The organism is Pleionea sp. CnH1-48 (assembly GCF_024124665.1).
GTDB lineage: Bacteria > Pseudomonadota > Gammaproteobacteria > Enterobacterales > Kangiellaceae > JAMXSB01.
Genome location: NZ_JAMXSB010000019.1, coordinates 1 through 26,589, shown reverse-complemented (window position 1 = coordinate 26,589; position 26,589 = coordinate 1). Strand labels below are relative to the sequence as shown.

Here is a 26,589-nt window from a genome sequence, read left to right as displayed (position 1 = left end):
GAATTGGGTTCTTAGTATTATAATCCAAGAAATGGAAGCTGCTATCTGTTTGGTATTGTCTTATGAGATTGTGGCTATCAGATTACTAGTGATGCAATCAACTGCTGCCGTTTTACCTGTTGGCCTTTTGATATAGAGAGGCCCTGTACAGTGCCATTTTGACCTGCCTTTATAACATGCTCCATCTTCATTGCTTCGATAATAGCAATAGGTTGTCCTTTTTCAACGAGATCACCTTCGTTAACTAGAATGTCGATCACCGATGCATCCATAGGTGCAACCATGGTGGCACTGTCTATATCTGCTTGTGTGTTTGCAGGACGCATGGTCATATCTTCAAGGCAAATCTGAAAGGCACCTGATTGCAAATAGATGGCTTCATTGATTACTTTGAAGGTGATTTTACTTCTAATGTTATTTAGTAAGTAGTTGCAATGATTGTTCTGTCTTTCTATTTGTTCAAACGAGAAGCGATGAGTTTCTTCGTTTTTAATGACGGTAACCTCTGTGCCTTCATGACGCCAAGATATATGGCTTTCGAAAAGAGTTCCTTGAAAAGTCCACTTGCGTATCGCTGGAATCGAAGAGGTTGATGGATGTTGTTCGGGTGATTTTAGTAAGCAACCTATGGCGAGCAATTCAACCGTTTTTTCTTTGTTTTCAGATTGAAGTGATACCTTTTCCAGAAAGTCGGTGGTGGTTGCCCCATCCTCAAATGCAGGCGTTGATAAAATAGAGTGCAAGAAATTCTGATTGCTTGTGATACCGAGTGTTGTGGTTTTGTTGAGCAGCTGTTTTAGCTTTCTTGTTGCTTCTTGACGAGATTGTCCATAGGCGATCCACTTGCCCAGCATGGGATCGTAAAAAGGACTGATGACAGAGTTTGTTTCTATACCGGTATCGACTCGACAACCATCAATTTCAGGTATGGCATAATCAAGAATCGAACCTGTCTGTGGCATAAAGTTGTTATCAGGATCTTCTGCGTAAAGGCGCGCTTCGATAGCGTGGCCTGTTGCTATAAGATCTTCTTGCAGTAGAGGTAAAGCTTGATTCTGTGCAACCAATAATTGCCACTCAACCAGATCAACACCGTAGATCATTTCTGTCACAGGATGCTCTACTTGAAGGCGTGTATTCATTTCAAGAAAATAAAAGTCGCCGTTTTTGTCGAGTAAGAACTCGACGGTTCCTGCACCTAGATACTGACAACTTTTAGCAACTCGGATAGCAGCCTGTCCCATCGCTTCTCTGAGTTCTTGAGTTAATGCTGGGCTGGGCGCTTCTTCAATGATTTTCTGATGACGCCGTTGAATGGAACATTCTCGTTCGCCAAGGTGGAGATAATTACCCTGAGCATCAGCAAAAATTTGGAACTCAATATGACGAGGCTGCTGAATGGCTTTTTCTAAAATCAGTTCGTCAGAACCAAAAGCATTGAGCGACTCAGATCGAGCAAGTGACAACATCGATGGCATATCATCAGCGTGTTCGACGCACCTCATACCTCGCCCACCACCTCCTGCAGAGGCTTTGATCATGATTGGGTAACCCATCGCTTCTGCGGCTTTTAATAGCGCCCTGTCGGATTGATCCTCACCTTCATAACCTGGAATGCAAGGCACGTCGGCTTCCATAACAGCAAGTTTAGAAAGTCTTTTGCTACCCATTAGCTCGATGGCATCGGCAGCAGGGCCGATAAACGTAATCCGGTGTTCGGCACAGGCTTTGGCGAAAAGAGGGTTTTCGGATAAAAAACCATAGCCAGGATGTATGGCGTCAGCTCCTGTTTCTTGAGCTGCTGTTAGTATCTTGTCGATGTTCAAATAGGATTGAGATGGTTCTGAAGAACCAATATAAAAAGCTTCATCAGCGAACTTTACATGTGGTGAGTGGCGATCAGCGTCGCTGAATACTGCGACGGTTGCAAAGCCCATACGTTGAGCTGTTTTCATGATCCTAACAGCGATTTCACCACGATTGGCGATCAGAATTTTTTCGAAATTTGACATACCCGTCTCTTCTTTCAATTAGATACTGCGTTTATCGAGCCTGTGGTGGAAGAATTTCCATGGTTTTGCAAATGATACCGAGCATGATTTCATCGGCACCACCGCCAATGGATGCAAGGCGACCATCGCGCAGCATGCGTGACGCTGGGTTATCCCACATAAAGCCATTGCCACCCCAGTATTGCAAGCAGGCATCGGCAACTTCTCGTGATAAACGTCCTGCTTTCAACTTGGCCATCGAAGCAAGCTGTAGTACATCTTTGCCTTGAATATAATCTTCACAGCAGCGATAGGTGAGGGCGCGTAAGGCTTCGACTTCCGTTTGCAGCTCAGCTAGTCTGAAATGAATTGACTGATTATAAATAAGCGGTTGGCCAAAGGTTTTTCTGTCGCGGCAGTAGTCAATGGTTGCTTGAATAACTGTCTCTGCATTTTTCAAGATATTGGCGGCTGCCCACATACGTTCTTCTTGAAACTGCATCATCTGCATCATAAAGCCCTGGTTTTCTTGACCGATGAGATTCGTTTGTGGCACTCGAACATTATCCAGAAAGACCTGTGCGGTTTCGGATGAACGCATGCCAAGCTTTTTAAGTGGTTTGTCTATGCTAATACCCGAGGCATCAGCTGGAACAATGATCAAGGATTTATTGGCATGAACGGGCCCTTCTCCTGTATTTGCTAACAAACAAAAGAAGTCTGCTGATGGCGCATTGGTGATCCACATTTTGGTGCCGTTAATGACATAATCGGAGCCATCTTTTTTGGCCGTTGTTTTTATACTGGCTACGTCTGAACCGGCATTCGGTTCACTGACCGCTATGGCGGCAACTTTGTTTCCGCTGATGGCTGGAGCTAAGTATTCCTTGCGCAACTCATCCGATCCAAATCGAGCGAGAGCGGGCGTAGCCATATCAGTTTGTACGCCAATAGATAAAGGCACACCACCGCAATGTGCAGCTCCCAGCTCTTCGGCCACAATTAAGCCATAACTGTAATCAAGAGCCAGTCCACCATAAGCGGCTGGCTTAGTTACACCTAACAAACCCAGCTCACCCATTTTTTTAAATAAATCGTGAATTGGAAAACGTCCTGCTTCTTCCCATTCATCAACGTTAGGGTTAATTTCTTTTTTGACAAATTGGCTAACCGTACGTCTTAGTTCTTCATGTTCTTGTGTAAATTGCATGGAGTGTCTCCTTTGAATGGATTAGCGGCCAATGCCAAAAGTATTGGGTGCAAGTTGAGTTTGTTGAGCTGAGTGCAAAGTATCGAGAACCTGAGCGAGGACTTCTCTGGTGTCCCGAGGATCGATAATGCCGTCATCCCATAATCGAGCGGTACCATAAAGAGCCGTTGATTGCTGATCTAAACCTTGTGCCGTCATTTTCTCGAGCTGTTCCAGTTTTTGTTCGTTTGGTTCCTGACCTAACGCGCGCTCTTTGGCTTCGGTTACAATTCTGAGCACTTTTCCTGCCTGGGCTCCTCCCATAACAGCGGTGCGACTTTTCGGCCAGGAAAAAATAAAGTGAGGATCTAAGCCTCGACCACACATGGCGTAATTACCTGCGCCATAAGAACCGCCAACAACGATGGATATTTTGGGCACGCGTGTATTAGCCACGGCCTGAAGCATTTTTGATCCCTGGCGGATAATGCCGTTTTGTTCTGCGTGGGTGCCGACCATAAATCCTGTAGTATTGTGCAAGAATAACAGCGGTCGCTGAGTTTGATCACAGAGCTGAATAAATTGCGCGGCTTTATTGGCACCGTTTGCCGTTATCGGTCCATTGTTGCCTATGACGCCTAGTGTATGCCCTTCGATCGATATCCAACCGCAAACGGTTTGCGAATCAAACTCATTTTTAAAATCAAGAAAGTCCGAGTCGTCGGCAATGCGAGTGATAATTTCTCTCACATCATAGGGGCGTTTATTATCGACAGGCACTACACCCAGCAATTCTTCACGATCATAGTGCGGTAATTTTATTGGCTGTTTTTCTGTTGGGCTGATTGGCCAGTTGAGCTTTCTGATCAATTCTTTTACATAACGAATGCCATCTGCATCATCTTCGGCCAGATATTCAGCTGTGCCTGCCGTATAAGCATGCATGTCAGCACCGCCCAGTTCTTCGTCACTGGCAAGTTCTCCCGTTGCGGCTTTGAGTAGAGGAGGACCCGCCAAAAACATTTTTGTTTTCTTTTTGATCATAACGACATAGTCAGACAGTCCGGGTTGGTAGGCTCCGCCTGCTGTCGCGTTACCGTGAACGACGGTGATCTGAGGAATGCCAGCCGCTGACAGTCGAGCTTGTTCTGCAAAGGCTCGTGCTCCTTCGACAAATACTTCTGAGGCATAATTTAAGTTAGCACCGCCGCTTTCTGCCAAAGTGATAATGGGCAAATTATTTTGTTTGGCAATTGTGAGTAGCCGCAAAGATTTTTGCAGCCCAGCAGGCGTAATGGTGCCGCCTTTTATGGCGCTGTTGTCCACTTTTATTAAGCAGCGAATGCCTTCTACGTAACCAATGCCCGCAAAACAGTTTCCACCTGCCAAAGTGCCATCTTTGTCATCATGCATTTGGTAGCCTGCTAATGAACACAAAGGCAAGAAGGATGAACCTGGATCCAGTAATAGCGAAAGTCTCTCCGTTGGCAGCAACTTTTTTTGCTTGGCAAATTTTTCTCGCTGAGACTCGGTTTTTTTAATGACTCGTTGCTCAATATCTTTGACTTCATTCAATGCATTGAGCATATCTTCTTTATTAGCAATAAATTCACTGGCTTGAGTGTCAATGTCGGATTGGATGATTGGCATTGTCAAACTCCGTGATTAATAGTGGTTAGGTATAAGAGCATGGTTAACCTCTAACGGAAAATATCGGGTAACTTTTCGCGATGGAAAGCTGCAAAAGGTTTTGAGTTGTCATGATCTGGTAACGGATAAATGGCCTGATTACCCAAAGATGCTGCACCATCTACTTTTAGTGTGGCTCCTGAGACAAAAGCCGCGGCGTCGCTGAGCAAAAATGTAATCGTGCTGCTGACTTCGCTCTCGCGTCCAAGACGTTTTAATGGAACAGCTTTTTCGCAGTATTTAAGTTGTTTTTGAAAGCGCTCGTCATAGGTATCTAAACCGCTGGATAAGATCCAGCCTGGAGCAACTGCGTTGACACGCACTCCATATTGCGCCCATTCTACTGCGGCGGTACGTGTTAAGTTTTCCATGCCAGAACGTGCTGCACCTGAGTGGCCCATCATCGGCATACCACCCCACATGTCGGCAATGATATTCACAATAGCTCCGCCATGCTGTTGCATGTACTGGTTCACGACTTCTCGTGCAACTAAAAAACCACCTACAAGGTTTGTATTGACGACGGCCTCAAATCCCTTTTGTGAAATATCTTTAAGCGGCGAAGGGAACTGCCCTCCCGCGTTATTAACCAGACCATGGATGCTTTTGAAGTCAAAAAGAATTTGGCTGATAGCTTTGGCTACATCATCTTCTTTACGAATATCCAGCGAGTGGTAGGATGCACTGCCATTATCGTCTTGAATTTCTTGGCAAACCCGTTGAAGTTTTTCTTCATTGCGTCCGATCAAAATGACATGTGCACCTAGTGCTGCAAGTTCATGAGCTGTACATCGGCCAATGCCACTGCCTCCTCCCGTCACAATGATATTTTTTTGCCGGAAAGTATCGGTTTTAAAAATCGATTGATAAGACATGTCTATTCCTTACTGGTCAGATTTAGGGTCTGCCATAGTGCCGCGCTGATCGGAACTGGAAATTCCAATAGTTGCTGAGCGAAAGCTTTGCCTTGAGGATCACTTCTCAAGCTTGCTACACCACCACCGCCTAAACTGTGTTTAAGCAAAAAGTTGACGGCATTGAGTCCCGGAAGTTGCCAGCACAAAACGTCACTCTTTTCGTCGGTTAGGCAGTGTTGAAAAAACTTAGCCACTGCGTCTGTGGTTAGCGCATTTTCTATATAGGGTAAAAATTCCGGGTGACGAGCGATGACACCAATATTGGCGTGGTCGCCTTTGTCACCGCTTCGAGCTACGGCTAATTGAATCAGCGGCACTTGGTGAGAAAGAGCCGGGAGCGAATGAAGTTCTGGTGTGCGAGCGGAGGAGCTGAAGCTGTCCTTTTCGCTATCAGCTAAGGGCTGTTCATTAGCTAAAGGCTTTTCAACTAAGATCGTCTCATTGCGATAGCCCAATTGAGTCGTCACTGAAGATTTGGCAATGAGTGCAGAATGCAGTTTGATAACCGGGGTGGGTTTGGGTCTTCCACCCAGCAGCCCGGTGATCCCTGGCGCCATTCCTGTAGCTGCTTGTGCGATTTCTTTACCGAACAAAAATAAAGCGCGCTTGTCGGGATGAATAGCTGCAATACGAACAACGATTTCACGAGAGTGACGAGTTTGGGCATTGGCACCATAGCTGCTTTCTGTACCCAGTAGATCCACTTGCGTGGTGAGCGGGGCCACTCCTTTTTGTTCTAACTGCCGGTTTATTTTGGTGATAAGGGTTGCGGTTGTTCTTTTTGCTTTGGCAGCGACGTCGATACCTGCCATGATGAAAGTGGCATTTGCTCGAAAACCATCAAGATAGGTAACACTGACTTTATAGTCAGGTGTAGGGGCATAGCCTTTCGCGCCAGAGACTCTGATCTTATTGTCTGCTTCTTGATGAAGCTGAACCTGACAAAAATCGCAGATGACATCAGGCAGATAGTAGGCACCAGGATCACCAATTTCATACACAATCTGCTCGGCGACTGTCAGTGGTGATACCAGACCACCGGTATGCTCCGGCTTTTGAATGACAAACTCGCCGTTGGCAAAGCACTCAGCAATGGGAAAACCGATATTGTCGAAGCTCGGCACTTGTTCCCAGTCGGTAAAATTACCTCCTGTTGATTGTGCGCCACATTCAAGGATATGTCCGGCAAGGCTGCCTTGAGCCAGTTTATCGTATTGGTCCCATTGCCAATTGAATTCATGCATCAAGGGAGCCAGCGTGACTGCACTGTCAACGATACGGCCCGTAATCACTATGTCGGCGCCTTGTGCCAGGGCTGCTGTGATGGCTTTAGCACCCAGATAAGCATTGGCACTGACCATGGATTTAGGTAAGGGCGCTTGTGAATCCAGTTCTGGTGAAAGCTGTTCTTCTAGTTGTGGAGTTTGCGTTAGGTCGTCGCCAGTCACAACGGCAATATTGAGAGATATCCCTTGTTGTTCCAGTTGTTCGGCTAATGCGTCAGCGCAGGCCTGAGGATTAATGCCTCCCGCATTCGAAATCACCTTGATCCCCTGCTGTTGAATCGACTTTGCTAAGGGAGACATAACGTCAGTAACAAAGTCGGTAGCGTAGCCTAATGCGGGATTCTTACGTTTCGCCCCAGCCATAATGGAGAGAGTGATCTCGGCCAAATAATCAAAAACCAGATAGTTCAGTTGACCTTTTTCTACCAGTTGAAAGGCGGCGCTGTTGGTATCTCCCCAAAAGCCGCTGGCACAACCTATACGAATGGAAGTGTCTGTCATAAGTGAATATCGACTCATTTGCACTGTGGTTGGCTTTTATTTAAACTTGTTTTGACTAACCAAGCAAGCGCTTGGTTGAATTTTTTGGTCTATCGATTCAGTATATTGAGATAATGTAAATCTGGAGCTGAGCTTACTTCAGGTTCAATATGGCTAACCTACCTAGGGCTATAATAGCAATGAGTGATGTTCGAGAAGTTAGTATGATCAATGGGTTAGAGGACACTCCTCGTAACAAGTTGCTAAGCGCAGCGGCTCACTTGTTTAAAACCAAGGGGTTTGAGCGTACAACGGTCAGGGATTTGGCAAAGGAGGTTGGTATTCAATCGGGGAGTATTTTTCATCATTTTAAAACGAAGCAGGATATTCTCTATTCTTTGATGGTTGAGGTGATCAAGTTCAATACCGAGCGTATGCTTGAGGCCATGTCTAAGGTTGATAACCCACAAGACAAGCTGCTGGCTTTGATTGAGTGTGAGCTAATTTCTATCAATGGCGAAACCAGCGAAGCCATGGCCGTATTGGTGTATGAATGGCGCAGTTTATCAGAAGAAAATCAGCAGAAAGTATTGGCGTTGCGAGAGCAATATGAGCAACTTTGGCTTGATGTCATTCAAGACCTCTATGAGCAGCAGCAGGTATCGGTTGCGCCCTTTATTTTACGACGATTGTTGACCGGAGCTATCAGCTGGACGATTAATTGGTATCAACCTAATGGTGCTTTGAATATTGAAGAGTTGGCGACCATGGTGCTGCAGATGGCCGTGTCACAACCCGTAAAATCGTAAGTTTTAGCTATTACCTGCCAGTTTAATCATTGGGCCTTTAATCGTTCCGACAATATCTCCGTTCTTGATTTTGCAACTGCGAGTGATCACATAGCGGAAGTATTGCCCTTGGTGGTTGCGGACCGACCCCCAAAAAGAATATTGTAGATTCAAGGCTTTATGGCGCTTAAAGTGACGCATTCTTTGTTCGAGTGATGAATAAGAACGGCTGGAAACTCGAGCGCGGTAATTCGCAACAGACTTATCAGAAATCGGCTCTGTACGTCCTTTCTTCTCATCCGAGAATGCTTCTTGCTCGGCAAGCACCTTTAAAAAACAGTCAACTATCAAACCTTTGGCTTGTCCTTCAGAAAGATCTGAAACACGAATTCGCTTCGGTTTTTTATTGTCTTCTTTACAGCCAGGCAAACAAAGAATGATTAAAAGTAGACCGCATAATACCCGCATATTTTGACCAAATGGCGCTTGCGCATCTCAAAAGGTTAGCATCGGTCGGTGAATTTGTCAGATCTTTGGGAGCTGTCCCGCATTTTCAAAAATTTATCGGTTGCTAAGATTCTGAGCATAGGTTTAAGCTAGCTATGGTTAATTCGTGAACTGTCTAGTTTAAGGGTAGGACAATGCGTAAATATATAATAAAAATAGTGGCCCTGGTTTGTTTGTTTCCTCTTTGCATTCAAGCTGGCAATAATGAAGGCCAACAAAAAAAATCTGATCAACCCAAAGTTGTAATAGATTCTTATGATTGGAGTGGAGATATTCCAACGAGCAAAGTGGTCGTTGTTAAAAATCCTTATGGTAATATAAGATCGCGTAATCACATCGATCCCAAAGTATTTCTGAGTGCTGCTTATCAGACGGTTGGCGAAAAAGGGTTGATACCATCTTTTGATATCAAAGAAGCGAATGGGCAACTGGAAATCGAAGTAGTATATCCATCCGCGATAAAAGACAAAGGAGGCAAGTGGCTGGCTCGAACGGATGTTTCGGTTGTGTTTCCTCCTGAGGTGAGCATTTATGCCGAAACCGACTTTGGTATGATTAAAATTGATAAATCTTCCAGTAACGTATGGGCGCGTAGTCAAAGTGGCAAAATTTTATTGGCGACGACGGGTGTTTTTAATGCGCAAACAGACAGTGGCAAACTTGCGTTAAAACTTCGTGGTTTTAAGGCGAAAGGAGAGTCTGTAGCAACGTCACAGAGTGGGCCTATTCAAGTGGAAGTCTTCTCTGATATGGATGTGAGTTTAAATGCGCAAACCAGTGGTTTATTAACTTACGATGGTAAGGAGCAAAAAGATAAAAAAGTTGCTCTTGAGTTAGGAAACAAAACGTCTTTGGTAACTTTATCTTCATTACAAGGAGACGTTAGCGTTAAGGTTGTACCTCCACCTGCTTTAGTTAAGTCTGTTAAACCATCCTCCACTAACGTGGATATTCGAACCCTGCCAAAAGTTAAACCTTGGAAAGCAGGGCAGCCTATTGTTGAACAAAATGATGGTCGTAGCCGAGCAAAAAATCGTTAAATGATTTTGAGCATTGCTTTGATAAAAGTAAGTTGAAGCAATGCTTTTTCGGTCAATTTATTGTTCATTGCGCAACAAATAAGCAATTGTTTCAAGAATGATACAATTTTATAAGATTAGTTTACTTGCATCTCAAAAAACTTTTATTGAATATTTATGCTGTTTTAAAAATTGTGTGTAGGGACACTCAAAAGATTAATCAATATAAAAAGGTCTACGAATTCCGTTTCTTTTCTTATTTATTGCATCGATGAATGTTTTTTAAGTGCATGGAAATCTGAATAAAATTTCTGTTTTATGAACCAATTAGCAAATTAAGATAATGCTAAAACCCTTGCTTTTATAGCGCTATAAAATTTGTGAACTATTTATCTGTTTATGCCGCTTGTCTCTGTAGTATAACCTGTGATTGTTGGATGAAAAATAGTCTAAACGATAGGACCTAACGGAAAGTACTTGGCCCGTAAGAGAGTAGGAGATCTCTTAAGTGCTTTCTCATTCCAACATAATAATAATCACAAATTATAAAAGGGTAATTGTATGAACTCCTTAAATGGTAAGTTTAAACAACTTAAAACAACAGCCTTGTGCGCAATGGTGCTCGGTGGTGTTGGTTTAAGCTCTGCGGTGCAAGCAGAAGACAATGCAAAAGTAAGCGCATGGTCATCAGAAAAAATTGCACCAACCAGTTTTAGTGGCGATTTACGTAATTTGCCGACTGCAAATCCTTGGCAGTTTGGTGATGAAGTAAAAACCATGCCACGAAAGCGTTTTGATCCCAGCTATGTTAAACCGAGTGCGCCAGCGAATAAGGTATTGTCTAAAGTTGATAAGTTAATGAAGTATCAACAGCAAGCCTCACAAGCTCCCGCGCAAAATGCTCGAGCGTTAGAACAGGCATTCGACGGCGAAGGTTTTACGGGGGTTAATCCTCCAGATCCAACGGGTGATGTTGGTTTAAATTATTATATTCAATCTATTAACGGTTCCGGCGGCTCAATATTTTCTGTTTACGATAAGTCAACAGGAAATAAAGTAGCGGGTCCTACAGCAATGGATTCTTTAGGTAGTGGAAATTGTGCCAGTGGTTCGGGCGATCCCATTGTTCTGTTTGATGAAATGGCACAGCGCTGGATGTTGAGTGAGTTTTCTAGCAGCGGTAACTATCTTTGTGTTTACGTTTCGAAAACCTCCAACCCTATCTCTGGTGGTTGGTATAACTATGCGTTCCAGTCTCCGACTTTCCCTGATTATCCCAAGTACGGTGTATGGCATGATGCATACTATGTTGGAACTAACGAGAGTTCGCCAACGGTATATGCGTTAAATCGTGCGGCTATGCTGGCAGGTAACTCAGCGAATTTTGTTCGTTTAACAGCGCCTAAATTAGCAGGTTTTGGTTTCCAGATGTTAACGCCAGTGGATCACGATGGTGCAACTGGACCAACAACGTCTTCACCGGGTTACTTCTTACGTCATCGTGATGATGAAGTGCATAACTCCAGCAGCAACAATGGCTCGCAGGATTATGTTGAGCTATGGCAGTTTAATGCCAACTTTAGTAACACCAGCAGCTCAAGCTTCACAAAAGTGGCTGACATTGCTGTGAGCGAATTTGATTCTCATTTATGTGGATTGACCTCGTTCAACTGTTTCCCTCAGTCTGGATCGTCAACAACGTTAGATCCTTTACGTGAAGTCATCATGTTCCGTGCGCAGTATCGTAACTTTGGTTCTTATGAAACCATTGTGGCGAACTTTGTAACGGACGTAAACGGTAACGATCGCGGTGGTATTCGTTGGATTGAGTTACGTCGTAACAACGGCGGAGCTTGGGGATTGCATCAAGAAGGTACTTACGCACCTGATACGAAGAACCGTTGGATGGGTTCGATTGCCATGGATAAAGATGGCAACATCGCGTTAGCTTACAGCTACGGCAGCAGCTCTGACTTCGCCGGACTTCGTTACACTGGACGTTTAGCAACAGACGCTAATGGAACAATGAACCAGCCAGAAACGATTTTGGTAAACGGTACATCTCGCATCTCTAGCAATCGTTTTGGTGACTATAGCCACATGGCTCTCGATCCGGTTGATGGCTGTACTTTCTGGTTTACTAATGAGTACGGTAAATCTAATGGTCAGTGGGGCACGCACATCTCCAGCTTTAAATTTAATAGCTGTGGCGGTGGTGGCGGAACCAACAATCCTCCTTCGGCTTCTTTCACAGACAGTTGTACCGATCTAGCGTGTAGCTTCGATGGCTCTGGCAGTACAGATAGCGATGGAACTATCGCTTCTTACGCCTGGAATTTTGGTGATGGCTCAACGGGCACTGGTGCTAATGCTTCGCATACTTATAGTGCGGCTGGAACTTACACGGTATCTTTAACCGTTACTGATAACCAAGGTGCAACCAACTCAACGTCTAAATCAATCACTGTGACCGCGCCTGGTGGCAATGATAATGAATTGGTGAATGGTGTTGCTAAAACTGGATTATCTGGAACCACGGGTGATCAGGCTTTCTTCACTATGGAAGTACCAGCTGGTGCATCTAACCTACGCTTTGTTATCAATGGCGGTTCTGGCGACGCTGATCTCTATGTTCGCTTTGGTTCTCAGCCAACCACTTCTGCTTACGATTGTCGCCCATACCTGAACGGCAACAGCGAAACCTGTACTATCAGTAATGTGCAGGCGGGTACTTATCATGTCATGCTGCGTGCATATAACACCTATTCAGGTGTTAGTTTGACGGGCTCTTACACAGAAGGCGGTACTGGCAATGGTGGTACGTTAACCGAGACGAATTTGTCTGGAGACCGTCGCGCTTGGGATCGTTATACCATTGATATTCCTGCGGGCATGTCATCTTTGGTTGTGACTATTTCTGGTGGTTCCGGTGATGCGGACCTTTATGTTCGTGAAGGCTCGCAGCCAAGCACTTCTAGCTATGACTGCCGTCCTTATCGCAACGGTAACGCCGAGACTTGTACCTTCAACAATCCTGGTGCTGGCACCTGGCACATTGGTTTACGTGGATATCGAGCGTATTCTGGTGTGACTTTGAATGCCGAATGGAAGCCCTGATTTTCAATTAATTGGGTTTAAACAAAACCAGCTCAATTGAGCTGGTTTTTTTATGAAAAACAGAAAGGTTGAAACTTATCCATGCTCGATGACTCCAATCAAAAAGAATAAGAGTAAATATTACTCTGTCGTTGCATATTATTTGCTGGTTCAATTGATATAATACCTGCGGCTTTTAGGATTTAATTTTAATAGGTTTAATAGAATGTATTCAGTGGTTAAAAAATGGACACCGCTATTGGCTTGTTTGCCTTTTTCCATCAGTTGGGCAGAAACTGTGCAAGTAAAGTTGGTTGATGCTAACAATCAAGACATGATTGAAGGTGCAAAGTTTTTGGTTGATGGTTCCGAAAGTGCAGTGCGTTTTGAAGCGGGCGTGTATTCTTTTAATTGTCCCGCAAGTTCCTGTGAGCTGAGCATTTCGCATCCTGAATATAATGCTAAAACTATCGCCGTTGATTCTAATGTAGGCACTACATCTATTACGTTAGATAGTGATCAACCGCAAGAGCGTCGTCTTGTTATCTCTGCTTTCCGAGATCCTTTCTTAAGTCAGGCTCCGCAAACTATTGTTGCCGACAATATCAACTACGAAGACATGCCTGTTGAACCTGATACTCTATTGGCAATGGTAGAAAACACAACCGGTGTTGTGGCTAATGGTCAGGGAGGGATCTTTCAAACTTATTCGATCCGTGGTGTTGCAAAACACCGTGTTAAAACATTGATTGATAGTGTTCCTATTACCACTGAACGTCGAGCTGGCATTTCGGCATCCTTTATTGATCCGGTTTTACTGGATTCTGTTGATGTCGTACGAGGCCCTGTATCAACCTTTTATGGTTCAGGGGCCTTGGGTGGCGTTGTTAATATTTTTCTTACCGAACCTGATTCCGACGAATTTACTCTCGGTTACCAAAGCCAAAGTGAAATGCATTTTGCTACGTACAAAAAGCGACTTGAGAATGGTGTCGTAGCTTATTCCTATCGCCATGCGGATAAAGGTGAAGCGCCTGATGATATGGGTATATTAAATAACGGATATCGGCAGCAGAACTTTTACCTTAGCCAAGAGTGGATGAGTAATGGCATTGAGTATGACTTTTCCTGGTTGCAAACACGCGCTGATGATATTGGTAAGTCGAATCGCCGATTTCCTGCCAGTCGCATCACCAATTATCCTGAAGAGTCTCACTCAGTGGTAAAGTTTGCAGCCAAAAATACTGAAGATGGTTGGGCGATGTCTTTGTTTGCTCACCCTAACAGCTTGCAAACGGATACACTAAGACCAGGTAGTCGAATTAATTTTGTCGAAAACAAATCTTTAGATCTAGGTGGAAGCTTCCAAAGTAAACTGGTTGGCAGTGAGAACATCAATAATCAGTGGGGAGTGGATTGGTTTTCTCGACGTAATGTTGAAGCAAATGAAACAGAAACTCAATTATCTGATGGTTCTGTTGAGCATACGACCATTATTGATAATGGGCAGCAAGATGACATTGCTCTGTTTGTTTCTAGCCAAATTGAGCAAGACCATTTGTTTTGGCATCTGGGGGCCAGACTTAACTGGCAACGCCAGTCAGTTGGTGGCAGCCCGACCATTACTGATAATGCCTGGAGTGCGTTTGTCGGTTTAGACTGGGTGATCAACGACCAGTGGAAGTTTGTTGCCAATGTTGCCAATGGCTTTCGTTTTCCTTCTATTTCAGAACGCTTTTTTACCGGCAGTACCGGACGCGGTGATGTGATTTCGGTTTTTGATTTAGAGACCGAAGAATCTTTGAATACTGATTTAGGTATTCGTTGGGAAGGCAGTGGGCAAACCATAGAAGTACGCGCGTTTCAAATGCTCGTTGATAATTACATAGAACGTATTCGTCTAGATAACGGCAGTAATACCTTTGTTAACCTCGATGAGGGTGATATTCAAGGTTATGAATTTGAGTATGGCCTCTATGGTGAGAGTCAATCGCTTACCAGTAGTTACACTCGTTATTTAGGTCGTGATAGTAACAATCAATGGTTGGCAGATATTCCTGCTGATCGTGTACGCTTTAACTATAAATATGATAGTGATAATTGGTCTGTCGGAGTTAATTGGACACATCGCCGTGAGAAAAATGAGTTTGGTGATGGTGAAATCGAAGATGTTTTAGAGAGCGTTGATCTTGTTTCTGCCAAGTGGGCTTATCAAATCAATGATCATTGGAAACTTTCGTTATCCGCAACTAATCTTTTAGACGAACTGTATTTTGCTTCGGCAGATGATCAAGAGACGTTTTCTCCTGGTAGAAGTATCGGATTATCTGTTACCTGGAGAGAATAGCCGTTAAAAAGCTGCCAGCATGTTTGGCAGCTTCTTTCACCATCTTAATAAGGATGAAGGAAGACCATGAAAAAAAATCAGGCATTTCGTTGTTTTATTCTCTCTTTGATCTGTTTTCCTTTATTGCAGGCATGTCAGAGCGAAAAAAAAGTTGACGAACAATCAACGATAGAAAATCAAACCCAAAAAGCTTCTCCTAAAGTTTCCCTGCAAAAAGTAGGGGTAAGTGAGCCGCTTTCTGAAATTAATAAAAAAAATAAGGGAAAGGCGTTGCCTCCCTATGAATGTGAAGAAAAGTTTCGCAATGAAAATGGGGTATGCGAAGTACCCAATCACCCTCATCCAGAAATAGACGAACAACAATAGTGTTAGTTTTTGAGCATACTTTATGGGTAGTATGCTTAAATTTTTGGCCGAAACTAACTGTCAAATCGTATCAATAGTAATTATTTCACTACTTACAACAATCCTTAAATGATATAAAAATCGCCCTGTTTAGTTTTACTTCATATTTTTTTACCCAAACAGGTCCAAAGGAGTTGTTGTGTCAGTACAAATAAAATTAATGGCAGCAACGCTTTCTGCAAGTTTTGTTACTGCGGCTATGCTTCCAACTACGGTTGAGGCAGCTGAAGAAGCAAAACAAGATGCACCGAAAGTGTACTTGTCTACCCCAAAGCTTAGCCACCGATTATTAGATGTGGCAAAACCATTACCAGCGCTTACGCCAGCAAGAAAAGATAAGATGAAAAAGTCGGCTGAGCCCATTCCTGGTGTGGACTTTTTTCATGAAGTTCCTAATAGAAACTTTCCTTTTGCTGAAGAAGTATTAAAAAATCAGCCTGCTGATATTCAGGATCCTGTTCTTCAAAGCCAGATGAAATCTAAAAGCAACGCCGCTGCGATGGTGCCACAGATTTTGACTGGTTTTAATGGTATGGATAATGTTCAGGGGGCGGTTCCTCCTGATACAAATGGTGACGTTGGTCCTAACCATTATGTTCAAACAGTAAACACTGCATTAGCTATTTGGGACAAGCAAGGTAATCAACTTGTTGCTCCCGTAGCGATCAATACTTTGTGGTCAGGCTTTGGTGGTTTATGTGAAAGCACCAACCGTGGTGACCCCATCGTTCTTTATGATAGTGCCGCTGATCGCTGGTTAATTAGCCAGTTTGCATTTAACGGTTCTTTCACGGATAACCGTCAGTGTATCGCTATTTCTCAAACAGGCGATCCAACGGGTTCTTACTATCTGTATGATTTCTTGTACAGCACCACCAAGTTTAACGATTATCCACACTATGGTGTATGGCATGATGGTTACTACGCAGGTGTAAACCAGTTCACGGGTAACTCGTTTACTGGTTCTGGTGTGGTTGCTTACGAAAGAGATAAAATGTTGCTAGGTCAGCCTGCACAACAGGTTATTTTTGATCTGGAAACGTCTCACCCAGACGCCTTTACGCCAATGCCTGCTGACATTGATGGTGTCTTCATGCCGCCTGTTACCATGCCAGAATATTTTGTTTCGGCAAAAGGTAACGGTGAAATGGATATCTTCACCTTCTCTGTTGATTGGGATAACACTGCTAATTCATCGTTTGATCACTTACAAACAGTAGCTGTTGCTCCTTATAACGGCGCAGTGTGTGGTTTCTCTCGTGATTGTGTTCAACAGCAAGGGACTTCTCAGCGCTTAGATTCTATTGCTCAGCGTATGATGTTCCGTTTGGCTTATCGTAACTTGAATGGTTCTCAGCATAAGTTGATTGCTAACCATACGGTTGTTGGCGAAAGCACAAACATTCCTGGTGTTCGTTGGTACGAGTTTGACGTTGACAACGCAGGAGCTGTTACTGTTGCCAATAATGGTACATACAGCCTGGGCGATGGCGAGTCTCGCTGGATGGGTAGTGCGGCTATGGATGCTGTTGGTAACATTGCTGTTGCCTATAGTGCTTCAAGTTCTTCTAGTTTCCCTTCATTGCGCTTCTCAGGTCGTCAACCTGGTGACGCCGCAAATACTTTGACGGTTCCTGAAACTGTATTAAAAGCAGGTGAAGGTTCTCAAAGTGGTGCAAACCGTTGGGGTGACTACAGTAGCTTAAGTGTTGACCCTTCTGATGATTGTACTTTCTGGTACACCACTGAGTACTACAAAGCTGCTAACAATGGTTCTACTGCTTGGTCTACCTATATCGGTAGCTTTAAGTTCCCGAACTGTGTTGCTGGCCCTTCTGGTACAGTAAGCGGAACGGTTACAGATTCTGCTTCTGGTGATCCTATCGCTGGTGCTGTTGTAACGGTTGGTGCAACCACTGTTATTACTGATGCAGATGGTAACTACGAGCTACGTTTACCTGTTGGTGACGACTACGCCATTACTTTCTTCAAGTATGGTTGGTTAGAAGGTTCTAACAATGACGTTGATGTTGCAGAAGATGCAGTAGTTGACGTTGACGCACAATTGAATGCGGCAAACGCAATCACTGTAACGGGTTCTGTTACTGACGGCTCTGGCTTAGGCGGCAGTCTTTATGCTGAGATTCGTGTGAATGCGCCAGGTACAGTATTAACAACTCACTCTAACCCTGTAACAGGTCAGTACAGCATTGATTTGTTTGAAGGCACTTTAGTTAAGTTGACTGCGACGGCCATGGTTGATGGATACTTGGCTCAAGAGGCTGATATTCTTCCTGAGAACACCAACACGCAAAACTTCGCACTAATGACCGATAGTGCATGTATCGCTCCTGGATACGCATTAAGCTTCCCATCATTCACTCAAAAGTTTGACTCTGGTGTTCCACCAACAGGTTGGACTGTGGTTGATGATGCTGGTAATGGCGCTGTTTGGGGCCGTGCTTCAGCAACTTCTCGCGGTAATATTTTGAATACCGAAGGTGAAGCGGCTGCGATTGACAGTGATGCAGCGGGTAACGTTGCTATTAATACTAGTCTTGTTTCTCCTGTGATTAATGTTGCTGATATTGACAGCAAAGTACTTAACTTTGTTGCTTTGTTCAGAACCTTCACGGGTGCTGATTCACTCGATGTTGAATTAAATATTGATAATGGTGGTTGGAACTCTGTATACAGCGTACCTTCTGATAACTCTGTTGCTAAGCACGAAGTGGACTTAACTGCTCAATTGGCAGGTGCAACTAGCTTCCAGCTACGCTGGCGTTATTATGACGCATTCTTCGAGTGGTATGCGTATGTTGATGATATCCAGTTTGGTGACGCTGCATGTATGCCTCAGCAAGGCACAATGGCAAAAGGTTTCGTTATTGATGCGAATACAGGCGACGCTCTGAATGGTGCGACAGTAACTGCTGGTTCTAACAGCGTTATGACAGCTGCTACAGCTAATGATGCTAACTTGAATGACGGTTATTTCAGCATTTTTGTTCCTGCTACAGAAGACGGAATCAGTGTTGCAAGAAACTTATACTCGACTAAAAATGTTGCTACTGGTGACATCGCATTTGATACTGCAATCGAGCTAGATGCAGGTCGTTTGTCTGCTCCAGAAACTGCTAGCTTTACTGTTACTAAAGGTCGTGCATCAGAAGATACGATTACTTTAGAAAACACAGGTAGCGCAGATGCTCAATACTTCTTGTTATTGACTGAAGCTCCTGAAGTTGCTGCGAGCAAGATTAATGGTCCTTTCCATCCTTCTTCACGTCACTTTGGCCCTAAAAACTTACAAGACATCAATACTAAGAAAATCCGTGATCAGCGTGATTACTCTAAAGTAGGTGTTGTTGCTAAGCAGGCTGATTTGGCTGGTATCTTTGGTGTTAATGGTAGCTTCGGTATTGCTGTTAACCAAAATACGGGTGATTTCTGGTTAGGTGATGCAGTACAGTTAGGTGCTCCTGCGCATGCTGTTGTTCGCTTCGATTCAACGGGTAACCCAACAACCGATGCAATTGATACATCAGCTATCACATTTGCGTTTGGCGCGGACATTGCCTTCAATAACCGTACTGGTATGTTGTGGCAAGTAGCTGTGGGCGACCCAGCGAACTGTATCCATGAGTTGAACCCTACTGACATGACAGTAACGGGTAACACCATTTGTCCTGCTGTTGGTACATCACAACGTGGTCTAACTTTTGACCCTGTGACTAACACCTTCTACTCAGGTTCATGGAACGATAGCATCATTCACCAGTTTACTACTGATGGAACTATCCTACGCTCTGTTAATGTTGGCTTAAACGTTGCTGGTTTGGCGCTTAACCCATCTAACGGTCGTTTGTATGTTCAATCAAATGTTGCTGCACCTGCATTTGATGTAGTGGTTCTAGACTCAACCAGTGCAACAATGGCTCCAATCGAAGCCTTCAATTACCCATCTTATGATGTTGACCAAGATGGCAATGACGACGACTTGATGCCTGATAACTCACAAGCTGGCCTGGCTATCGGATGTGACGGTAAGCTTTGGGGCGTGAGTATGGATCTGGGTGGTGTTATTGGTTTAGATACTGGCGACAATACAGTTTGTGACTGGAAGCAGACAAACGGTTTTGTATTGAACACTGTATCTGGCACCATTGCTGCTAATTCAACAGCTGATGTTGCTCTTGGTCTAGATGCTTCTGCTCTAGAAGAAGGTCAATACAAAGCTCAGTTGATTGTTGGTGGTAACACACCTTATGGTGACCAATCGTCAATTGTTACTTTAGATGTGACTCCACCTCAGTACGGTAGTATTCAGTTTGGTGCCACAGAGTTCTCTGTTAATGCTGGTGAAACTGCTCGTGTTGCGGTTAACCGTGTTGATGGTAGTGACTTTGCTGTAAGTGTTGACTACGTTTTAGTTGACGGTTCTGCTACAGCGGGTACTCACTACACTGCAACTAATGGTACGGTTTCTTGGGCTGACGGTGATACTTCTACTAAGTACATCGAGTTCGAAACTAACGAAACCAAAGAGTACGGTTTCAAAGTATTGAACGTTGCTCTTGTTAACGCTCAAGGCGCAAGCATTGGTCAGCAGTCAACTAAGGTTACTATTCGCCGCTATGGTTCAAGTGGTAGCTTTGGTTTTGGTCTGATCGCAATGGTTGGATTATTAGCCTTTGCAAGACGTCGTGTTATTGCACGTTAGTCTTAATAAAGATATCAGCGCTATGCGCTGATATCTTTTTTCCTTTCTTCTGTACGTATATCTCTTTCGTTTATATCTCTCCAAGTTGTTTTTCTCACTATTGGCATTCTGTATCTAGAGGCGTAGTATCTTTTAGTACCTACTGTTGTTTGTGTTGGTGGAAGTAAATATTTACATTGGCCAGATGGTTAGGAGCCGATGGTTTGTTTTTTGCTTCCTTTTAAGTCGGTATTTAAGGTAATTGAATTTAGGGATTTCAATAATGAGTTTAAAATATTTATTCAATGTATGGGTTGGTATTGTATTGGTGAGTTCATTGTTATCAACAGCGCACGCGGTAAAGCCCGTAAGACCGCCAGTTAAGGTTTTGGTTAACCCTTATAATGTTGTTGTTGAAGCAAAAGCTGTGAGTGATATCGAAAATGGTAAGGTCGTTTTCGAAATTAAAGAGACGTTATTCGGCAAAAGTGAAGATAAAGTAACGTTGCGATTGAATGAAGCTGCTACAGAAGCTTTTAAGAAAGGACAAACCTATCTTATTGTTTATAGCCATATTATGAAGCATCCCATTGTTCGTGATGAAAAAGTTCAAGATCCTGATGGACCACGTATCTTGAATTACATGTTACTCAGAGCTGCTATGTTTGATACCAATAAAGAAGTTAAAGCTTTATTTGATGCTCAAATTCAAGGCGCTCCTAAAAAGCCTTCACAGATGGTTGCATTGCTTTTAAAGCAAATGAAAAGCAACAACCCTTTAAACCGTCAAATAGGTATTTTTGAGTTGCACATGCAGCCTAAGTGGTTACCTCATTTTACTGATAAACAACGTTCTGAGTTTAAAGAGGTTATTGCTGGCGGGACGCTAAGTAATGAAATGCAAACCTACGCTTTAAAATCTTTCTTAAAGATGGATGTGGATTCGGATAAAGAGTGGTTAGCAGAGCAGGCTCGTAGCATTATTAAGCAACATGGTAGTCAAGTAAAGCTAGCCTCCTTTGTTCCTGGTTTAATTATTGAAGCTGCTGATGTGTTAGGGAGTGTGGGCACAAAAGAAGACATTAAGATGTTGAACGGTCTACTCGACTCTAACAGCCCAAGCGTGGCTCGTACTGCTTTCCAGTCAATGGCAAAGCTTGACGAAAATAGTGCAAAAACCTTGGCTCAGATTGCTGTAAATGAACGAACCCTTCTTAACGACACTCGTCGTATTCTTGAAAACTACATTAAAAAGTAATGATTATTGTCCAGCAGCGAAAGCTGCTGGATTTCTTATCGAGATTTTCTGTCAGTAAGCTTTACACTAAATTTAATTTATTCTTCATCAGATCAATAGCCAGGCCAGTAAATTAAAATCTGCTATTGAATTTATTGAATGCCTTCCTCAAAAAAAACTTTTTAATCTCATACTAGCGATGATCGTGCGCTTGCTACAGTCAGGATGTTTTACAGCACTTTTATTCGGGTTTTTATTTGAAGTGAAATATTCGGATTGTGAGTTTTAATTGCTTTTGATTTGTGGTTGTATATATATTGCTCAGAGATAATGCTGCGCTGCGAGCTAATAGTTTATCTCAATTATGTTTTAGAAAAATGTCAATTATTACCAATCTGCCAATAGATGGTTTGCTAATTGCGTGTGTGTTTCTTACTTGCCCGTTTGTAAAAACGTTTAGTACCCACAAATTGATATGTATATCGACTTGGTTTGGGTGAAGGTTTGGCAGGTCCTACATAAACAAAATAAATGGAGATAAATACTGATGAAAGCACATCAACGCATGGCTTTGATAGCGTTGGCGGGGGCGTTAGGTTCTTCTGCTTTTGCTAAAGAGTCCGTTAGTAAAGATGTACCGCTGAATCCAAAAGCGCCAGTTCAACTGGTTAAAGCAGGACAAGCTGTTCCATTAGCAAAAGGATTAGCGATTGCAAAACAGCGAGCAGAGCTGCAAAGAAAGCAAGAAGCTCAACAAAGAGGGGTGAATAAAACTGAAGCTGTAAAAGCAAAAGAAATTCCAAACACATTGGTTCCTGACGCTATTCGTTTTAAAACAATGAATAACGATAGCGATGCCATTGCTGCTAAGAAAAAGAAACAAGCACGTAATGCAAAAACAGCAGCAACTATTTTGGCTCCATCTCCAGCTGCTGGTATTAGTTTTAATGGTTATAGTCAGTCCGACAATACAGCAGTGGGTGCTCCTAACGTTGCACCGCCTGATGTTAATGGTGACGTTGGTGTTGATTACTATGTTCAGTATGTAAATTTGGGTTGGGTTGTTTACAATAAATCAGACGGCAGTGTTGCTGCTGGTCCATTTATTGGAAATAGTTTCTGGCAAGGCTTTGGTGGTGTGTGTGAAACCACAAATGCTGGTGACCCAATTGTTTTATATGATCACTTAGCTGATCGCTGGGTATTCAGTCAGTTTACTCCACAGCAAGCGGACGGTGGTCACCAGTGTTTTGCTGTTTCACAAGGTCCTGATCTTGTCGATGACATCAACAATGGTAATTTCTCTCTCTACGACTTTAACGTATCGGCTGGTTTTAATGACTATGAGAAAATTTCTGTTTGGCCTGACGGCTACTACATGTCTCATAACGAATTTAATCCAAGCTTCGTAGGTGTTGGTATTACTTGGTTCGACAGAACGGCAATGTTAGCGGGTAACCCTGCAAGCATTCAGACTCAATTCTTACCTGATCCTGGTGCTGGTGAGCGTGGCCGTTTTAACTTAGAGCCTGCACATCTTGAAGGTGGTAGCTCAGCTCCTCCTGCTGGCACTTGTGGCATGTTCGTGATGGCGAACGATTGGGAAGTTTGGAACAACGGTGGTCCAGAAGAAGATGATGCATATCTCTTCTATGAGTACTGTGTTGACGCTAACAACCCTGCCAATACAACTTTCAACCAAGTTGCTGCTGTCTCTGCACCTGAGTTTAACTCAAGCTGTTTATCTTCTGGTTTTGGTTCAACTTGTGCGCCTCAACCAGGTACCAGTCAGCAGTTAGACACATTACCTCAGATGACTATGTATCGTTTTTCAACTCGTATGATAAACGGTGAGTTAAAAGGTTCAATTGCACACAATGTTAATGATGGTAACAACGTCATGACCGTTCGCTGGGCAACTTTTGACTTAGATTCTTCTGGCGCTGGTAATCATACCTTAACCGATTCTGGTAACCTTGATACGTCTGACGGATTGTTCCGCTTCATGGGTTCATCTTCTATTGACCAAGACGGTAACCTTGGTTTGGTTTATACCCGTTCTGGTTCTGGTGCTGGTCAATTCCCATCAGTTTATTTTGCTGGACGCTTAGCATCAGATCCTGCTGGTGAAACTCGTACTGAGTCTGTGTGTGTTGATGGAAGTGGTTTCCAACAAGGCACTAGCCGCTGGGGTGATTATGCTTCTGTTAGTGTTGATCCTGTTGACCAGTGTACTTTCTGGATCACTGAAGAGTATGTTGAAACAACGGGTTCATTCAACTGGGCTACTCGTGTATGTAGCTTTAAATTCGATGAGTGTGGCGAGCCTGGTTTCTTCATTACCGCTTCAGACACTAACCAAAAAGTTTGTACAACTAACGACAACAACTTAGCACCAATCAATTTAACCATTGGTCAGGTTCAAGGTTTCTCTAACGATGTTACTTTAAGCTACAGTGGTTTACCTGCTGGCGTTAACGGTAACTTCAGCGTGAACCCTGTTAGCTTACCTGGTGCGAGCGTTGCGAGCGTTTCTACTCCTGCTGGATTAGCATCTGGTCAGTACCAGTTCACTATTGAAGGTGCTGCAAGTGGTGCTGATGATCGTCAAGTCAATGTATCTTTCACTGCATTTGATAGTGCTCCTGGTGCGTTAACTCTGCAAGCTCCTGCAGATAACAGCTCAGGCATTGGTTTATCACCAACATTCTCTTGGGATGCTGCGAACGCTGGCGAATCTTATACTATCGAAATCGCTACTGATGCTGGATTTGCAAACATTGTTGAAACAGCAACTGTAAATGGTACTAGCTACACCAGTACAGGCTTAACTGGTAACACTCGTTACTACTGGCGTGTAAAAGCTGCAAACATTTGTGGCGATGGTGCGTACTCGCAAACATTTAGCTTCATCACTAGTGAGCTGTTCTGTGAAGCGCCTGCACTTTCAATTCCTGATGGTGACGGAAATGGTGCTACCTTCAGCTTGATGATTAATGAGCCTGGTCAGTTGAATGATCTGAACGCATTAATTAACTTGAATCACACTTGGGTAGGTGACTTGATTGTAACTCTTGAGCATGTTGATACTGGCACAACAGTTACATTACTTGACCGTCCTGGTCGCACAACTAGCGGATTTGGCTGTAGTGGTAACGACATCAACAATATCTTTGATGATGATGGTACTTTATCTGCTGAAAACGATTGTACTTCACCAAATGCTTATCCTGCTGATGCAGTTCTTATTCCTAATGATGCTCTAGCTGCATTTAATGGTGAAGACTTAGCGGGTGAGTGGAGAGTCTTTGTATCTGACAATGCATTTGCTGATACAGGTACATTTAATGAGTTCTGCTTAATCCCAGATGCTCAAGTTCCAGGTGATTTCAACGATGATGGTTGTATCGATATCGATGATATGCGCATCTTGCTTGATGCCATTCGTGCTGGTTCGAATGACTCCAAGTTTGACCTAAATGGTGACGGTACGGTTAACTCTCGTGACCGCCGCACTCTGATCGGTCTATACACTAACCCTCGCGGTGCTCGTTGTAACTAAAAATAAAATGCCTCTCTCTTCATTGAGAGAGGCGTCTTTTTAGCAAGAAGATTTAAGGAAAGACTATGAAACGTTTAACAAAATTATTGGGTTTGGTGACTCTTTCGGCTGCATGTATTACTAATGCATTTGCAACTCCAGTAACTCGTGCTGATGTGACTGGCGACACACAGAATCTAGCAACAGGTGCTCCATCTGTTATTGATGTGGTTGGATGTTACTCTGCGACGGCTTGTACTCTTGAAGATTTTGCCAATGGCGCAACCATGACAGTAAACGGTATTACTATTTCTGGTGTATCGCTTGATTTTACTGCGGGTGCTTACGATGGTATGGATCTGTCTTCTATCGAGTTTTATGGATTGGATAATGTAATCGATCCATACACTGGCGGTTTCGGCATGCGTGGAACGGGTGGAACTACTTTCCCATTAGACATGTTTGGCTTTGATTCTGGCGATATGGATATTACCTTTAATATCGCCACAATGGCTGGCCTGGAGATGATTGGTTTAGGTGCTGTGAATCAGGTTTTTGGTGGCTCTAATTACACCAGTGATCTATTCCTTGATGGAAATAATGGAGCGTCTGTTAGCTTTGCTGATAGCGACTCTAATAATACTGGAATTGAAACTGCTGCTTTTGCTGCGACTTCATCAATTGATTTTACTGCTGCTTTTAGTAACTTTGCTGATACTGACGGCTTCTTATTTCATGATGGTTTCCAGTTCGCTCTTGCTACGCAAAGTATTCCAGAGCCAGGTTCTCTTGTTGTTTTACTGGCTGGTTTAGCATACTTCGCTCGTAAAAAAACTTTAATGATAAAGTAAATACTTCAAGAGTTAGAAGTTATCGACGGGGGCAATAGCCCCCGTTTTGCTATTTATTGACTGGTTTGACCAAAAAACACCCATGTTTATCCCCATTTCTGCTATTTTTAAGAAAAGTGTAAAAAAACTCATAAAAGATCTTGCGTAACCCCCAAACCTCTATATAATGCGCGCCTACTTCAGCACGACACGCCAAGTGAAGAGCTAGAGAATCAGAAAAAGCTCATTTTTAAGTCTTTGATTTAAATGAATTTATCGGTGATAAATTATTGCTTTTTCTGGCTAACCCGAAAGGCCGAATAAATACTTCAGGTTTTTCTAAGAAAAGGGGTTGGCATTCTGCGAATAACATGTATAATTCGCGCCCCGGTGTTGAGAAAGAGTCGACATCGAGTTCAAACAGCGAGACTGATTTGGACATGTTCTTTGACAATCAGGATAAAGTAATCTGTGTGGGCACTCAGATAGGATAAGCGTCAATAACGACATTATCGATTTGAGTGTTGAAAGAAAGAGATATTCAATATCTGTTAATTCAAGATTT

Annotated in this window: 15 protein-coding genes; 9 read left to right on the top strand and 6 right to left on the bottom strand. The window is 43.4% G+C overall.

The genetic code is table 11. From position 1 onward, the window contains the following. Positions 1 to 77: 77 nt before the first annotated feature. From NH399_RS23665 to NH399_RS23645, 5 genes are read right to left on the bottom strand one after another with little or no spacing between them, the layout of a single operon-like run. Positions 78 to 2,012, bottom strand: coding sequence for a biotin carboxylase N-terminal domain-containing protein (locus NH399_RS23665; RefSeq protein ID WP_253043784.1), 1,935 nt, complete (start codon positions 2,010 to 2,012; stop codon positions 78 to 80). A 31-nt stretch (positions 2,013 to 2,043) separates the two neighbouring features. After that, a complete protein-coding gene (locus tag NH399_RS23660; protein ID WP_253043782.1) occupies positions 2,044 to 3,201 on the bottom strand; it encodes an acyl-CoA dehydrogenase family protein in 1,158 nt (385 codons plus the stop codon). Positions 3,202 to 3,222: 21 nt separating this feature from the next. Further along, the gene (locus tag NH399_RS23655; RefSeq protein WP_253043780.1) at positions 3,223 to 4,830 is read right to left on the bottom strand and encodes an acyl-CoA carboxylase subunit beta; all 1,608 of its coding nucleotides are present in this window, start codon (positions 4,828 to 4,830) and stop codon (positions 3,223 to 3,225) included. A gap of 50 nt (positions 4,831 to 4,880) precedes the next feature. Then, a complete protein-coding gene (locus NH399_RS23650; protein ID WP_253043778.1) occupies positions 4,881 to 5,744 on the bottom strand; it encodes an SDR family oxidoreductase in 864 nt (287 codons plus the stop codon). 2 nt (positions 5,745 to 5,746) lie between these two features. Further along, positions 5,747 to 7,573 (bottom strand): acyclic terpene utilization AtuA family protein, encoded by a 1,827-nt coding sequence (locus NH399_RS23645; RefSeq protein WP_253043777.1) that lies wholly within the window; start codon positions 7,571 to 7,573, stop codon positions 5,747 to 5,749. A gap of 179 nt (positions 7,574 to 7,752) precedes the next feature. Between NH399_RS23645 and NH399_RS23640 the strand changes: the two genes are divergently transcribed. Beyond that, a complete protein-coding gene (locus NH399_RS23640; protein ID WP_253043775.1) occupies positions 7,753 to 8,361 on the top strand; it encodes a TetR/AcrR family transcriptional regulator in 609 nt (202 codons plus the stop codon). Between the two features lie 3 nt (positions 8,362 to 8,364). Here NH399_RS23640 and NH399_RS23635 read toward each other — a convergent pair whose 3' ends face one another. Then, positions 8,365 to 8,808 (bottom strand): hypothetical protein, encoded by a 444-nt coding sequence (locus NH399_RS23635; protein WP_253043773.1) that lies wholly within the window; start codon positions 8,806 to 8,808, stop codon positions 8,365 to 8,367. Positions 8,809 to 8,981: 173 nt separating this feature from the next. On the opposite strand from NH399_RS23635, the gene NH399_RS23630 reads away from it, so the two are divergent. The 8 genes from NH399_RS23630 (at position 8,982) to NH399_RS23590 (ending at position 26,045) form a co-directional block, all read left to right on the top strand. Further along, positions 8,982 to 9,887: a hypothetical protein gene (locus NH399_RS23630; RefSeq protein WP_253043772.1), complete on the top strand. Its 906-nt coding sequence runs from the start codon at positions 8,982 to 8,984 to the stop codon at positions 9,885 to 9,887. A 540-nt stretch (positions 9,888 to 10,427) separates the two neighbouring features. Then, on the top strand, positions 10,428 to 12,983 hold the full coding sequence (locus NH399_RS25780; RefSeq protein WP_305885110.1) for a pre-peptidase C-terminal domain-containing protein: 2,556 nt from the start codon (positions 10,428 to 10,430) through the stop codon (positions 12,981 to 12,983). Positions 12,984 to 13,188: 205 nt separating this feature from the next. After that, positions 13,189 to 15,309 carry a TonB-dependent receptor gene (locus tag NH399_RS23615; RefSeq protein ID WP_253043770.1) on the top strand — a complete coding sequence of 707 codons (2,121 nt, stop codon included), beginning with the start codon at positions 13,189 to 13,191 and terminating at the stop codon, positions 15,307 to 15,309. A gap of 66 nt (positions 15,310 to 15,375) precedes the next feature. Beyond that, positions 15,376 to 15,675 (top strand): hypothetical protein, encoded by a 300-nt coding sequence (locus NH399_RS23610; RefSeq protein ID WP_253043769.1) that lies wholly within the window; start codon positions 15,376 to 15,378, stop codon positions 15,673 to 15,675. A gap of 178 nt (positions 15,676 to 15,853) precedes the next feature. Continuing rightward, complete coding sequence (locus NH399_RS23605) at positions 15,854 to 20,437, top strand: carboxypeptidase regulatory-like domain-containing protein (RefSeq protein WP_253043768.1); 4,584 nt, start codon at positions 15,854 to 15,856, stop codon at positions 20,435 to 20,437. A 262-nt stretch (positions 20,438 to 20,699) separates the two neighbouring features. Then, a complete protein-coding gene (locus NH399_RS23600; protein ID WP_253043766.1) occupies positions 20,700 to 21,674 on the top strand; it encodes a hypothetical protein in 975 nt (324 codons plus the stop codon). 526 nt (positions 21,675 to 22,200) lie between these two features. Then, positions 22,201 to 25,215: a fibronectin type III domain-containing protein gene (locus NH399_RS23595; protein ID WP_253043765.1), complete on the top strand. Its 3,015-nt coding sequence runs from the start codon at positions 22,201 to 22,203 to the stop codon at positions 25,213 to 25,215. Positions 25,216 to 25,280: 65 nt separating this feature from the next. Further along, on the top strand, positions 25,281 to 26,045 hold the full coding sequence (locus tag NH399_RS23590) for a hypothetical protein (protein ID WP_253043764.1): 765 nt from the start codon (positions 25,281 to 25,283) through the stop codon (positions 26,043 to 26,045). The last annotated feature ends 544 nt before the right edge of the window (positions 26,046 to 26,589 follow it).